11 protein-coding genes are annotated in these 12,117 nt (G+C 66.8%); 7 read left to right on the top strand and 4 right to left on the bottom strand.

Going from position 1 to position 12,117, the window contains the following annotated elements:
- The 3 genes from LL06_RS23205 to LL06_RS23195 form a co-directional block, all read left to right on the top strand.
- The coding region (locus tag LL06_RS23205) for an NAD-binding protein (protein ID WP_035532621.1) at positions 1-400 on the top strand (400 nt) is incomplete at its 5' end.
- Between the two features lie 42 nt (positions 401-442).
- Entirely contained in the window at positions 443-1,645 is a 1,203-nt protein-coding gene (gene dxr, locus LL06_RS23200) for a 1-deoxy-D-xylulose-5-phosphate reductoisomerase (RefSeq protein WP_035532619.1), read from the top strand.
- 209 nt (positions 1,646-1,854) lie between these two features.
- Positions 1,855-2,847: a carbon-nitrogen hydrolase family protein gene (locus LL06_RS23195; protein WP_035532618.1), complete on the top strand. Its 993-nt coding sequence runs from the start codon at positions 1,855-1,857 to the stop codon at positions 2,845-2,847.
- Between the two features lie 105 nt (positions 2,848-2,952).
- On the opposite strand, the gene LL06_RS23190 is transcribed toward LL06_RS23195, so the two are convergent.
- The 3 genes from LL06_RS23190 to LL06_RS23180 form a co-directional block, all read right to left on the bottom strand.
- Positions 2,953-3,753, bottom strand: a complete 801-nt coding sequence (locus LL06_RS23190; RefSeq protein WP_035532616.1) for a xanthine dehydrogenase family protein subunit M — start codon at positions 3,751-3,753, stop codon at positions 2,953-2,955.
- A gap of 18 nt (positions 3,754-3,771) precedes the next feature.
- The gene (locus LL06_RS23185) at positions 3,772-6,120 is read right to left on the bottom strand and encodes a xanthine dehydrogenase family protein molybdopterin-binding subunit (protein ID WP_035532614.1); all 2,349 of its coding nucleotides are present in this window, start codon (positions 6,118-6,120) and stop codon (positions 3,772-3,774) included.
- Between the two features lie 185 nt (positions 6,121-6,305).
- Positions 6,306-6,797, bottom strand: a complete 492-nt coding sequence (locus LL06_RS23180) for a (2Fe-2S)-binding protein (protein WP_035532611.1) — start codon at positions 6,795-6,797, stop codon at positions 6,306-6,308.
- Positions 6,798-7,183: 386 nt separating this feature from the next.
- Here LL06_RS23180 and LL06_RS23175 point away from each other — a divergent pair, with 386 nt between their 5' ends.
- The 4 genes from LL06_RS23175 to LL06_RS23160 all read left to right on the top strand — a co-directional run bounded on the left by LL06_RS23175 (position 7,184) and on the right by LL06_RS23160 (position 11,432).
- Positions 7,184-8,233: a TRAP transporter substrate-binding protein gene (locus tag LL06_RS23175; protein ID WP_035532608.1), complete on the top strand. Its 1,050-nt coding sequence runs from the start codon at positions 7,184-7,186 to the stop codon at positions 8,231-8,233.
- Positions 8,234-8,309: 76 nt separating this feature from the next.
- Complete coding sequence (locus LL06_RS23170) at positions 8,310-9,590, top strand: flavin-dependent oxidoreductase (RefSeq protein WP_035532606.1); 1,281 nt, start codon at positions 8,310-8,312, stop codon at positions 9,588-9,590.
- Complete coding sequence (locus LL06_RS23165) at positions 9,583-10,113, top strand: TRAP transporter small permease subunit (RefSeq protein ID WP_035532604.1); 531 nt, start codon at positions 9,583-9,585, stop codon at positions 10,111-10,113. Before LL06_RS23170 ends, LL06_RS23165 begins: the two co-directional genes overlap by 8 nt.
- Entirely contained in the window at positions 10,110-11,432 is a 1,323-nt protein-coding gene (locus LL06_RS23160; protein ID WP_035532602.1) for a TRAP transporter large permease, read from the top strand. Before LL06_RS23165 ends, LL06_RS23160 begins: the two co-directional genes overlap by 4 nt.
- 36 nt (positions 11,433-11,468) lie before the next feature.
- On the opposite strand, the gene LL06_RS23155 is transcribed toward LL06_RS23160, so the two are convergent.
- On the bottom strand, positions 11,469-12,117 hold a 649-nt coding region (locus LL06_RS23155; RefSeq protein ID WP_035532600.1), incomplete at its 5' end, for an Ldh family oxidoreductase.

Below are 12,117 nucleotides of genomic sequence, written 5' to 3'. Positions count from 1 at the left end.
ATCGGGCGCGGGCCAGCTCGCCAAGCTCGCCAATCAGGCGATCGTCGGCATCACCATCGGCGCCGTGGCCGAGGCCACCCTGCTGGTGTCCGAAGGCGGCGGCGATCTCGGGGCTTTCCGGGCCGCGCTCGCGGGCGGATTTGCCGATTCCACCATCCTGCAGATCCATGGCGCGCGCATGCAGTCAGGCAGCTACGAGCCCGGCGGCCGCGTGCTGGTCCAGATCAAGGACCTGGACAACGTGCTCAGCGAGGCCCGCGACCTCGGCATCCGGCTGCCTCTGGTCGAGGCGGTGCGCGACCGGTTCCGGCGCCTGGCCGACGATCTCGGCGGCGGTGATCTTGACCATTCGGCGCTTTTCGTCGAATTGCTTGATCTCAATGGCAGATCCGGGCTGTGAAGATAGCTTGACCGCATGCCGCAAGCCCACGATGGTGCATCCATGACGACAGCCGCCTCACCAGCAAGACGCCGCATCTCCATCCTCGGCTCGACCGGCTCCATCGGCCGCAACACGCTTGACGTCATGAGCCACCTGGGCGGCCGCGAGGCCTTCGAGGTTCCCGCCATCACCGGCATGGGCAATATCGACCTCCTGGTCCGGCAGGCAAGACAGACCGGCGCCGGGTTCGCCGTGACTGCCGATCCGGATCGCTACGCCGAGCTCAAATCGGCTCTGGCGGGCTCGGGCATCGAGGCCGGCGCGGGGCCTTCGGCGCTGATCGAAGCCGGCCACCGCGACACCGATCTCCTGCTCGCCGGCATCGTCGGCATCGCCGGCCTGGCGCCGACGCTCGCGGCCATCGCCGGCGGCGCCGACATCGCACTGGCCAACAAGGAATGCCTGGTCTCCGCCGGAGACCTGTTCACCGCGGCGATCGCCAGGGGCGGCGGCAGGCTGCTGCCGGTCGACAGCGAACACAGCGCCATCTTCCAGGTGCTGGAGGAGAACCAGCGCCATGCGGTCGAGCGCATCATCCTGACCGCGTCGGGCGGCCCGTTCCGCGACCATACCCGCGAGCAGATGGCCTCCATGACCGCCGATGTCGCCGCCGCGCATCCGAACTGGTCGATGGGCATCAAGATCTCCATCGACAGCGCCTCGATGTTCAACAAGGCGCTGGAGATGATCGAGGCGCGGCATCTGTTCGGCCTCAGGCCCGACCAGATCGAGGTCATCGTCCATCCGCAATCCATCATCCATTCCATGGTCGGCTATTCGGACGGTTCTGTGCTGGCCCAGCTCGGCGCCCCCGACATGCGCCACGCCATCGGCTACGCCATCTCCCATCCCCGCCGGGCCAATCTCCCGGTCGAACGGCTCGATTTCGCCCGGCTGGCCCGGCTCGATTTCTCCGCGCCCGACGAGATCCGTTTCCCGGCGCTGGCGCTGGCCCGCACCGCCATGCAGCGCGGGGGGCTCCAGGGCGCCATTCTCAACGGCGCCAAGGAGGCGGCGCTGGAGGCCTTCATCGCCGGCAGGATCGGGTTCCTCGAGATGGCCGACATCGTCGCCGCCACCATGGACCGGCTCGACGACGGTCGCCAGGCCACAGGCATCGACGACGTCTATGCCGCCGACCGGGAGGCGCGCGCGGTGGCGATCTCGATCATCGCCGATTGCGGCGTGCGGCAGACGTCATGAGGCCTGCGGCCGCCGCGCCGGACCGCGTTGACGAATCACGCTGATCCGGCCATCCTCGGGGCGGCGTGGCCTGCGCCGAACCTCCAAGGACCTTCCCCGGCAAGGTCTTCGCCGGAGGCAAAGGGGCTTTTGTCTCGGGTCGTTTGTCTTGGTCTGACCGTTTCGGATGGGGTTGCCGGAGAACTCGCCGAAGCGCGAAAGGCTCGACGATGACCAGAAATACCAACTTCAAGCGCCGTGTCCGGGCGCGCGCCGCCAGAACCGGCGAATCCTACACCGCCGCCCTGTCAAACCTCCGCTCCAACTCGCCGATCGCGCCGCAGCCCGCCGGCACGGTGAGAGTGGCGGTGGCGCAAACCCCCTCCTGCGACGATCCGCGCGATGGCGATGCGCTGCGCCGGTGCGGCGCCGCGATGCGCCGGCTGATGCAGGAGGCGCGCCAGGCCGGCGCCCGGCTTGTGCATTTTCCCGAAGGCGCCATCTGCTCCCCCAGCAAACGCGCCATGTCCTGCCTTGGCCGCGGCGAGATCGGGGCCTCCGACTGGAGCCGGATGGACTGGCAATTGCTGCGCGCGGAAACAGACGCGGTCCGGCACCTCGCGCAGGAACTTGGACTGTGGACCGTGTTCGGCTCGGTGCACCGGCTGGAGGAGCCGCATCGGCCGCACGCCAGTCTCTACGTGATCTCCGGGTCCGGCGAGCTTGTCACCCGCTATGACGAGCGCATGCTGTCCCACACCAAGATTTCGCACATGTACACGCCGGGCGCCACGCCGGTGACTTTCGTGGTCGACGGCGTGCGCTTCGGTTGCGCGCTCGGCATGGAAGTGCATTTCCCCGAGATCTTCATCGAGTATGAGCGCTTGGAGGTCGATTGCGTGCTGTTCTCGACCACCGGCGGAACCTGCGCCGACGCGGCCTTTGCCGCCGAGACTTTGGGTCACGCGGCAAGCAACAATTTCTGGGTCAGCTTCTCGGTCCATGCGCAGAACAGCCTCGCCGCCCCTTCGGGAATCGCCATGCCGTCGGGTCAGTGGGCGGCCCGGTGTCCCGACGACGGGCGGCCGTCGATCGCTTTGGCCGACATCGGCGCCGATCCGGGGAACCTTGCCCGCCCCTGGCGGAGGCTGGCGCGCTCGGGCATCTACGATCCGCACCGGGCGGAGGAAGACCCGCGCAGCCGCGAGCGCAACAGCTTCTGAGTGGCGGCGCGCCGGATCGCGGCCGGGACTTCCCCGGGCATGAGAAAGCCGCCCGCAGCGGTCTGCTGCGGGCGGCTCTGGTGACGAATGCGGTCGATCGGCGCCTTATCCCGCGGCGGCGACCGCCCGCTTGGCCATGACCTTGACCAGGTTGGCGCGATAGGCTGAGGACGCGTGGATGTCGGCCATCAGGTCGCTGTCATCGACCGTGACGCCGTCAAGCGCGCCCGCGGAGAAGTTGGACGCCAGCGCCTGCTCCATGTCGGCCTGGCGGAACACGCCGTCGGAGCCCGCGCCGGTGACCGCCACGCGGACCGAGCCGTCGCCCTGCCGCGCGACGAACACGCCGGTAAGCGCATAGCGCGACGCCGGGTTGGGGAACTTGGCGTAGCCGCATTTGGCGGGAGCCGTGATCTCCACCGCCACGATCAGTTCGCCGTCCTCGAGCGCCGTTTCGAACATGCCGGTGAAGAAGTCGTCCGCGGCAATCGAGCGGGTGTTGGTGACGATGGTTGCACCCAGCGCCAGCAGGCCCGCCGGGTAATCGGCCGCCGGGTCGTTGTTGGCGATCGAGCCGCCGATGGTGCCCATGTGCCGCACATGCGGGTCGCCGATATGGGCGGCCAGATGCGCGAGCGCCGGGCAGGCCCTGGCGATCTCGGCGGAATTCGCCACCTCCGCATGGGTGGTGGCGGCGCCGATGCGGATTTTCCCGCCATTGACCGAGATGCCCTTCATCTCGCTCACATGCCTGAGATCGACCAGATCCGAGGGGGCCGCGAGCCGCTGCTTCATGGTGGGCAGCAGGGTCTGCCCGCCGGAGAGATACTTGGCCTCGTCATTGGACGAGGCGAGCTTCACGGCGTCCTCGACCGAGGAGGCGCGGTGATAATTGGTTGCATACATGATGTCTGCCTCCCTTTCTTAACGTGCCGACGCGAGCGCTGCCCACACCCTCTGCGAGGTGGCGGGCATGGTCAGGTCATTGTTGCCGATGGCATCCGTGATGGCGTTGATCAGCGCCGGCGGCGAGCCGATGGCGCCGGCCTCGCCGCAACCCTTGATGCCGAGCGGGTTGGACGGACAGACGGTTTCCGTGGTCGAGACCTGGAACGAGGGCAGGTCGTCGGCGCGCGGCATGGTGTAGTCCATGTAGCTCGCCGTCAGAAGCTGCCCGCTGTCCGGATCGTAATGCGCGCCTTCGAGCAGCGCCTGGCCGATGCCCTGCGCCAGGCCGCCATGCACCTGGCCCTCGACGATCATCGGGTTGATGATCTTGCCGAAATCGTCGGCGGCGACGAACTGCACGATCTCGGTCTTGCCGGTGTCCGGATCAACCTCGACCTCGCAGATGTAGCAGCCGGCCGGGAAGGTGAAGTTGGACGGATCGTAGAACGCGCCCTCCTTCAGGCCCGGCTCCATGCCCTCGGGCAGGTTGTGCGCGGTGTAGGCGGCGAGCGCCATCTGGAACCACGGCACGCTCTTGTCGGTGCCGGCCACCTTGAGCTCGCCGTTCTCGATGACGATGTCGCTCTCGTCGGCCTCCATCAGGTGCGCGGCGATCTTCTTGGCCTTGGCCTCGACCTTGTCGAGCGCCTTGACCACCGCCGACATGCCCACCGCGCCCGAGCGCGAGCCATAGGTGCCCATGCCCATCTGCACCTTGTCGGTGTCGCCGTGCACGATCGAGACGCTGTCGATGCCGACGCCGAAGCGGCCGGCGACGAGCTGGGCGAAGGTGGTCTCGTGGCCCTGGCCATGGCTGTGCGAGCCGGTCAGCACCTCGACGGTGCCCACCGCATTGACCCGCACTTCGGCCGATTCCCACAGACCCACGCCGGCGCCGAGCGATCCCACAGCGGCCGAGGGCGCGATGCCGCAGGCCTCGATGTAGCAGCTCATGCCGATGCCGCGGAGCTTGCCGCGGCTCTTGGCCTCCGCCTTGCGGGCGGGAAAGCCGTCATAGTCGGACGCTTTCATCGCCGCCGACAGCGAGGCTTCGTAGTCGCCCGCGTCGTAGCACATGATCACCGGCGTCTGGTGCGGGAACTCGCGGATGAAGTTGGTCCGTCTCAGCTCCGCCGGCGTCACGCCCAGTTCGCGCGCCGCCGTCTCCATGGTCCGTTCGAGCAGATAGGTCGCCTCCGGCCGGCCGGCGCCGCGATAGGCGTCCACCGGCACGGTGTTGGTGTAGACCGTGCGCACATTGGCGTGGATCGCCGGGATGTTGTACTGGCCCGACAGCAGCGTGGCGTAGAGATAGGTCGGCACCGAGCTCGAAAACAGCGACATGTAGGCGCCGAGATTGGCGATCGTGTCGACCTTGAAACCGGTGATCCGGTTGTTGGCGTCGAACGCCATCTTCACGGTCGAGACATGGTCGCGGCCATGGGCGTCGGTGAGGAAGGCTTCGGTCCGGTCGCAATTCCACTTCACCGGAACGCCGGTCCGCTTGGAGGCCCACAGGCAGACGATCTCCTCGGGATAGATGTAGATCTTCGAGCCGAAGCCGCCGCCCACGTCCGGCGCGATCACGCGCAGCTTGTTCTCGGGCGCCACATTGTAGAAGGCGCTCAGCACCAGCCGCGCCACATGCGGGTTCTGCGAGGTGGTCCAGAGCGTGTAGTGGTCCTCGCCCTCGTCATAGACGCCGAGCGCCGCCCGCGGCTCCATCGGGTTGGGAACCAGCCGGTTGTTGATGATCTTCATCTCGGTGACATGGGCCGCCGCGGCGATCGCCGCATCGGTGGCCGCCGCATCGCCGATCTCCCAGTCATAGATCAGGTTGCCCGGCGCATTGGCGTGGAGCTGCGGCGCGCCGTCCTTGAGCGCGTCGACCGCGCTGGTCACCACGGGAAGGGTTTCGTACTCGATCACCACGGCTTCCGCGGCATCCCGCGCCTGCGCCTTGGTGTCGGCGACGACGATGGCGATGGCATCGCCGACATAGCGCACCGTGTCCTGGGCCAGCGGCCGCCAGACCCCCATGTTCATCGGCGAGCCGTCCTTGGAGTGGATCATCCAGCCGCAGATGATGTTGCCGATGGCGTCTTCGCTGAGCTGCGCGCCGTTGAGAATGCCGATCACGCCCGGCATCTTCTCCGCCGCCGAGGTGTCGATGCTGACAATCTTCGCATGGGCATGGGGCGAGCGGACGAAATGCGCCTGCTTCATGCCAGGCACCACCATGTCGTCGGTGTACTTGCCCTTGCCGGTGATGAACCGCTTGTCTTCCTTGCGCGCCACGCGGGCGCCGATACCTTCCATTCCCATGTCTCAAACTCCTCCGGTTGAGTGCTGGAGAAAAGCCGGTGCGGAATGTCGGGCAGGAGCGCCGATGGCCAGGGATCCGGACTTTTCCGGGGCCGGATCCTCATCCGGCGAGCCCGCTGCGGATCGCTGTCGCCTGCCTGCCTGTTCCCGTCCGCCGCCTTTCGCCATTGCCTGTTCGGCAGTGCCTATTCGGCGGCGATCCGCGCGCCGTCGCCCATCTTGGACGCAGCATCGAGAACGGCCTTGACGATGTTGTGATAGCCCGTGCAGCGGCAGATATTGCCTTCGAGCTCGGCGCGCACGGTCTTCTCGTCAAGCTGGCCGCCATGCCGCTTGATCATGTCGACCGCCGACATGATCATGCCCGGGGTGCAGAACCCGCACTGCAGGCCGTGATGCTCGCGGAAGGCCGCCTGCACCGGGTGCAACTCGCCGCCGGACGCCAGCCCCTCGATGGTCATGACCTCCGACCCGTCGGCCTGCGCGGCCAGCATGGTGCAGGACTTGACCGCCTTGCCGTCGACATGCACGACGCAGGCGCCGCACTGGGACGTGTCGCACCCGACATGGGTTCCGGTCAGGCCGAGATTTTCCCGGATGAACTGGACCAGAAGCGTCCGGTCCTCGCATTGACCGGAGACGGATCGTCCGTTCACGGTCATTGATACAGTCGCCATCAATTTCCTCCCTGGGGTGCACTATCCTCTCCCCCCACGCGCCATCATTTTCCTTTTTTGCAAAAGGATCAACAGGGAAACTTGCAATAATGCGCGCCAGGCTTGGCCCTAAGCCTTTCGTCTCAGCCCGCCAGAAAGCGCTTGTCGGCTCCGGGGGTTCATCCTATAAACCAACCGGACGGTCGGTTAATTGCGACCGATCGGCCCGGGACATGTTTGGGAGGACAGTCCGGAAGACACCCGCCGCCGCCATCGCCGGAAGCGGTGGATTTGCTGGCGACGGCGTCCGGTCAATGCTATGCAACACACCCTAGGCAGTTACAAAAAATAACCCTACTTTCTGGGGAACTGCGGTTGGGACCGCACCATCAATCTGGGAGGATACAATGAAGAAACGCACATTCCTGAAATCCGCCGCGGCTGCCGCGGTCGCCCTGTCGGCCTATGGCGCCTCGTCCGTCGGCGCCTTCGCGCAGGAAGTCACCCTGCGCATGCACCAGTTCCTGCCGGCCCAGGCCAATGTGCCCGCCGGCGTTCTCATCCCCTGGGCCGAGAAGATCGGCACGGAGTCCGGCGGCCGCATCAAGGTCGAGGTCTTCTCCGCCATGTCGCTCGGCGGCACGCCGCCGCAACTGATGGACCAGGCCCGCGACGGCGTGGTCGACATCGTCTGGACGCTTCCGGGCTACACGCCGGGCCGCTTTCCCCGCGTCGAGGTGTTCGAGCTTCCCTTCATGATGACCAATGCCGAAGCCACCTCGCGCGCCTATTGGGAATTGTTCAAGTCCGACATGGAGGCCCAGGAATTCCAGGGCGTCAAGATTCTCGCCACCTGGGTGCATGGCCCCGGCGTCATTCACGCCAAGGGCGAGGGCATCCACAAGCTCGAGGACATGCAGGGCAAGAAGCTGCGCGGCCCGACCCGCGTCATCAACGGCCTGCTGGCCGAACTCGGCGCCGAGCCTGTCGGCATGCCGGTCCCAGCCATTCCGGAAGCCCTGTCCAAGGGCGTGATCGACGCCACCGTCATTCCGTGGGAAGTCACGCCGTCGCTCAAGATCGCCGAACTGGTCGACACCCACACCGAGTTCGCCGGCGACCATGCGCTCTACACCGCGGCCTTCGTGCTGGCCATGAACCAGGCCAAGTACGACAGCCTCCCCGACGATCTCAAGAAGGTGATCGACGACAACACCGGCGCGGAATTCTCGGCCTATGCCGGCAAGACCCAGGCCTCCTATGACGCCCCCGGCCGCAAGATCGCCGAGGACACCGACAACGAGATTGTCGTCCTCGACGAGGCCGAAGTGGCGCGCTGGCGGGAAGTCGGCGAGAAGGTGCGCGACAACTGGTTTGTCGAAATGAAGGACAAGGGCATTGACGGCGAGGCGCTTTACGCCAAGGCGCAGGAGCTGATCGCCGCCAACACCAAGTAAGTCGACCGACGTCCCAGATCCGGCGGGGCCGGCCCGAGGGGGCTGCTCCGCCGGAGCGATATTGCGAGTTTCGACGATGACCATCCTTGTTGCCGGCGCCGGAATTGCCGGACTGACCTTCGCCCTGACCTGCCGCCAGATCGGGATTCCCGTCAGGCTGTTCGAGCAGGTCAACGAGATCCGCCCGCTCGGCGTGGGCATCAACCTGCAGCCGCACGCGATCCGCGAGCTCATGGACCTCGGCCTCGAGGCCTGGTTCGACGACATCGGCATCCGCACGCGCGAAGTCGCCTATTTCTCCAAGCACGGCCGGCCGATCTGGTCCGAGCCGCGCGGCCTCGAGGCCGGCTACAACTGGCCGCAACTCTCGGTCCATCGCGGCAAGCTGCAGCTCATGCTGATGCAGACCGTGCGCGAGCGCCTCGGCGCCGGGGCGATCGAGACCGGGTGGAAGGCCACCGGTTACTCGCAGGACAGCGACGGCGTCAACCTCAACCTGGTCAGCCGCAAGGGCGAGACCCGGACCGAGCGCGGCAGTCTTCTCGTCGCCGCCGACGGCATCCATTCGGCGATCCGCGCCCAGATGAACCCGCACGAAGGCCCGCCGGTCTGGGGCGGCGCCGTGCTATGGCGCGCGACCAGTCGCGCCCGGCCGTTCCTGACCGGCGCGACGATGGCCATGGCCGGCCATGAATGGCAGAAATTCGTGACCTACCCCATCTCGAAGGCCGATCCCGACACCGGGCTCGCCGACATCAACTGGGTGGCGGAAATCAAGAAGGCGCCCGATGCGCTGTGGAACCGCGAGGACTGGAACCGGCCCGGCAGGACCGAGGATTTCCTGCCCGCCTTCGAAAGCTGGAAGTTCGACTGGCTCGACATTCCGGCCCTGATCCGGAGTGCCGGCGCCATCTACGAATATCCCATGGTCGACCGCGATCCGCTCGAGACCTGGCGCGACGGCCGCGTCACGCTGATGGGCGACGCCGCCCACCCGATGTATCCGATCGGCTCGAACGGCGCGTCGCAGGCGATCCTCGACGCCCGCATCCTGGGCAAGAACCTGGTCGATCACCAGGTCTCCGAGACCGCACTGATCGCCTATGAGGACGAGCGGCGACCGGCGACCACACGGATCGTGCTCGCCAACCGCGGCAACGGCCCGGACCAGATCATGCAGGTGGTCGAGGACAAGTGCCAAGGCCTGTTCGACAGCATCGGCGAGGTGATGACCGCCCAGGAACTGGCCGATTACGCCGCCCGCTACAAGGCGCTGGCCGGGTTCGATCTCGAAACCCTCAATTCGCGGCCGCCGCTCATCCCGGGACCCTTCATTCGGGACAGCGCGCATGGTTGACCGCATCGACCGCGCCATGCGGCAGTTGGCGTCCTTTCTGGCCATTCTCGGCGGCCTGGCATTGATCGCGGTCATCCTCATCACCGTCGTCTCGGTCACCGGCCGCGCCCTGCTCTTCGTCGGCCTGGCGCCGATCCGCGGCGATTTCGAGCTGGTCGAACTGGGCACCGGCTTCGCCGTCTTCGCCTTCCTGCCCTGGGTGCAGATCAACCGCCAGCATGCGTCGGTGGAAATCCTGACCATGAACATGGGCGCCGGGATCAACCGGCTGATCGACCTGGCGGCCGATCTGCTGATGCTGGCGATCGCGGCTCTCCTGACCTGGAAGCACTGGGACGGAACGGTGGACAAATACGTCTATGGCGAGACCACCTTCATCATCCAGTATCCGATCTGGTGGGCCTATGCGTCGGGGCTCGCAGGCGCCATCGGCTTTGTCCTTGTGAGCTTCTGGTGCGTGGTTCTGAGCGCCCGGGCGCTGGTGACCGGGCAGGACCAGGCCCACGGGGAGATCCAGCATTGAGCCATATCGACATCGCGCTTCTCTCCTTTCCGGTCCTCTTGGTGCTGATCTTCCTCAGGATCCCGATCGGGCTGGCGATGCTGATGGTCGGCATCGGCGGCAGCTATTTCATCAACGGCTCGTTCCTGATGGTGTTCGCCCAGCTCAAGAACCTTACCTGGGGCACGTTCTCAAGCTATTCGCTGTCGATCATTCCGCTGTTTCTGCTGATGGGCCAGTTCGCCACCCTGGGCGGCATGTCCCAGGCCCTGTTCAAGGCAGCCGAGACCTGGATGGGCCACAAGAAGGGCGGGGTCGCCATGGCGGCCGTGGGCGCCTGCGCCGGCTTCGGCGCGATCTGCGGCTCGTCGCTCGCCACCGCCGCCACCATGGGCCAGGTGGCGCTGCCTGAACTGCGCCGCTACGGCTATTCCGGCGAACTGGCCACCGGCGCGCTGGCCGCCGGCGGCACTCTCGGCATCCTGATCCCGCCCTCGGTGATCCTGGTGATCTACGCCATCCTCACCGAGCAGAACATCGCCAAGCTGTTCGTCGCCGCCTTCATCCCGGGCATTCTCGCCGCGCTCGGCTACATGATCGCCATCGCCATCTATGTCCGGCTCAAGCCCGGCTCCGCGGGCCACCGCGAGCGCGCGCCCTATTCCGAACGGTTCCGCAGCCTCGTCGGGGTCTGGCCGGTGCTGATCGTGTTCATCGCCGTGGTCGGCGGCATCTATGGCGGCATCTTCACCCCCACCGAGGCGGCCGCCATCGGCGCCTTCGGCACCGGCCTGATCGCGCTTCTCAATGGCGGGCTTACCCCGTCGACCCTGAAGGCGTCGATCCTGACCACGGCCGGGGCCACCGGCATGATCTTTCTCATAGTCTTCGGCGCCGGCGTCTACAACGCGTTCCTGGCGCTGAGCCAGTTGCCGCAGACCGCTGCCGCCTATGTCGGCGACCAGGGCTTCAACCCGTGGCTGGTGATGGTGGTGGTGCTGGTGCTCTATCTCGTCTTCGGCTGCGTCATGGACTCGCTGTCGATGATCCTTCTCACCGTGCCGATCTTCTTCCCCATCCTGTCGGCGCTCGATTACGGCCTGACGCCGGAAGAGTTCGCGCTCTGGTTCGGCATCATCGTGCTGATCGTCGTGGAGGTTGGACTGATAACGCCCCCCGTCGGCATGAACCTGTTCGTCATCAACTCGATGGCCAGGGACACGCCGCTCTCGGCCACCTATCGCGGCGTCTTCCCCTTCGTCATGACCGACATCGTCCGCGTCGCCATCCTCACCATGTTCCCGGCCATCACCCTGGTCGGGGTCCGGCTGCTCTACTGAGCCGCGCAGGCTCTGGATGAGGCAGCGAGGCCCGCCTCAGGCGCCGATCGCGCGGATCGCCCGGACCAGATCCGCCTCGACCGGAATTCCGGTCTCGAGCAAGCCCGCACGAATCTGCTGGCGCCTGCGGCCGGGCAGGCGCGCGCCTTCGGTGCCGGCGACCATGTCCGCCATCAGCGCCATGCGCTCCGCCCCGCCGGGCCCGAAGGCGTCCGGGTCGATGGCGATGATCGCCTGCCCGGTGCCGGGCGGATCGCCCTTGTCGTCGAAGAACGAGCTTGCCTGCCAGGCGTAGTTTGCGCCGGTCAGCCCGGCGCAGAGCAGTTCCACCATCAGGGCCAGCGCCGTACCCTTGGCGTCGCCGAGCGGGATCATGGTTCCGGCCATCGCCGCCTTGGCGTCGGTCGTGGGATTGCCATCGGCATCGAGCGCCCAGCCCTCGGGGATGGCCTCGCCCTTCTGCACCGCAGCCATGATCTTGCCGCGCGCCACCTTGGAGAGCGAGATGTCGACCACGACCGGATCGCCGTCGGCCAAGGGCGCGGCAAAGGCGATCGGATCGGTGCCGAACAGCGGCCGGTTGCCGCCCCAGGGCGCCATCGCCGCGGGCGCATTGGCGACCATCAGCGCGGCCACGCCGCGCTCGGCGAGAGCCTCGACGATCACGCCCGCCACGCCGCAATGA

Source organism: Hoeflea sp. BAL378 (assembly GCF_000759435.1).
GTDB lineage: Bacteria > Pseudomonadota > Alphaproteobacteria > Rhizobiales > Rhizobiaceae > Hoeflea.
This window is presented reverse-complemented; position numbering and strand designations above follow the sequence as displayed.

Coding starts and splice junctions, on each gene's coding strand:
- dxr (WP_035532619.1), top strand. CDS start 443: ATGACGACAGCCGCCTCACCAGCAAGACGCCGCATCTCCATCCTCGGC.
- LL06_RS23195 (WP_035532618.1), top strand. CDS start 1,855: ATGACCAGAAATACCAACTTCAAGCGCCGTGTCCGGGCGCGCGCCGCC.
- LL06_RS23190 (WP_035532616.1), bottom strand. CDS start 3,753: ATGTATGCAACCAATTATCACCGCGCCTCCTCGGTCGAGGACGCCGTG.
- LL06_RS23185 (WP_035532614.1), bottom strand. CDS start 6,120: ATGGGAATGGAAGGTATCGGCGCCCGCGTGGCGCGCAAGGAAGACAAG.
- LL06_RS23180 (WP_035532611.1), bottom strand. CDS start 6,797: ATGGCGACTGTATCAATGACCGTGAACGGACGATCCGTCTCCGGTCAA.
- LL06_RS23175 (WP_035532608.1), top strand. CDS start 7,184: ATGAAGAAACGCACATTCCTGAAATCCGCCGCGGCTGCCGCGGTCGCC.
- LL06_RS23170 (WP_035532606.1), top strand. CDS start 8,310: ATGACCATCCTTGTTGCCGGCGCCGGAATTGCCGGACTGACCTTCGCC.
- LL06_RS23165 (WP_035532604.1), top strand. CDS start 9,583: ATGGTTGACCGCATCGACCGCGCCATGCGGCAGTTGGCGTCCTTTCTG.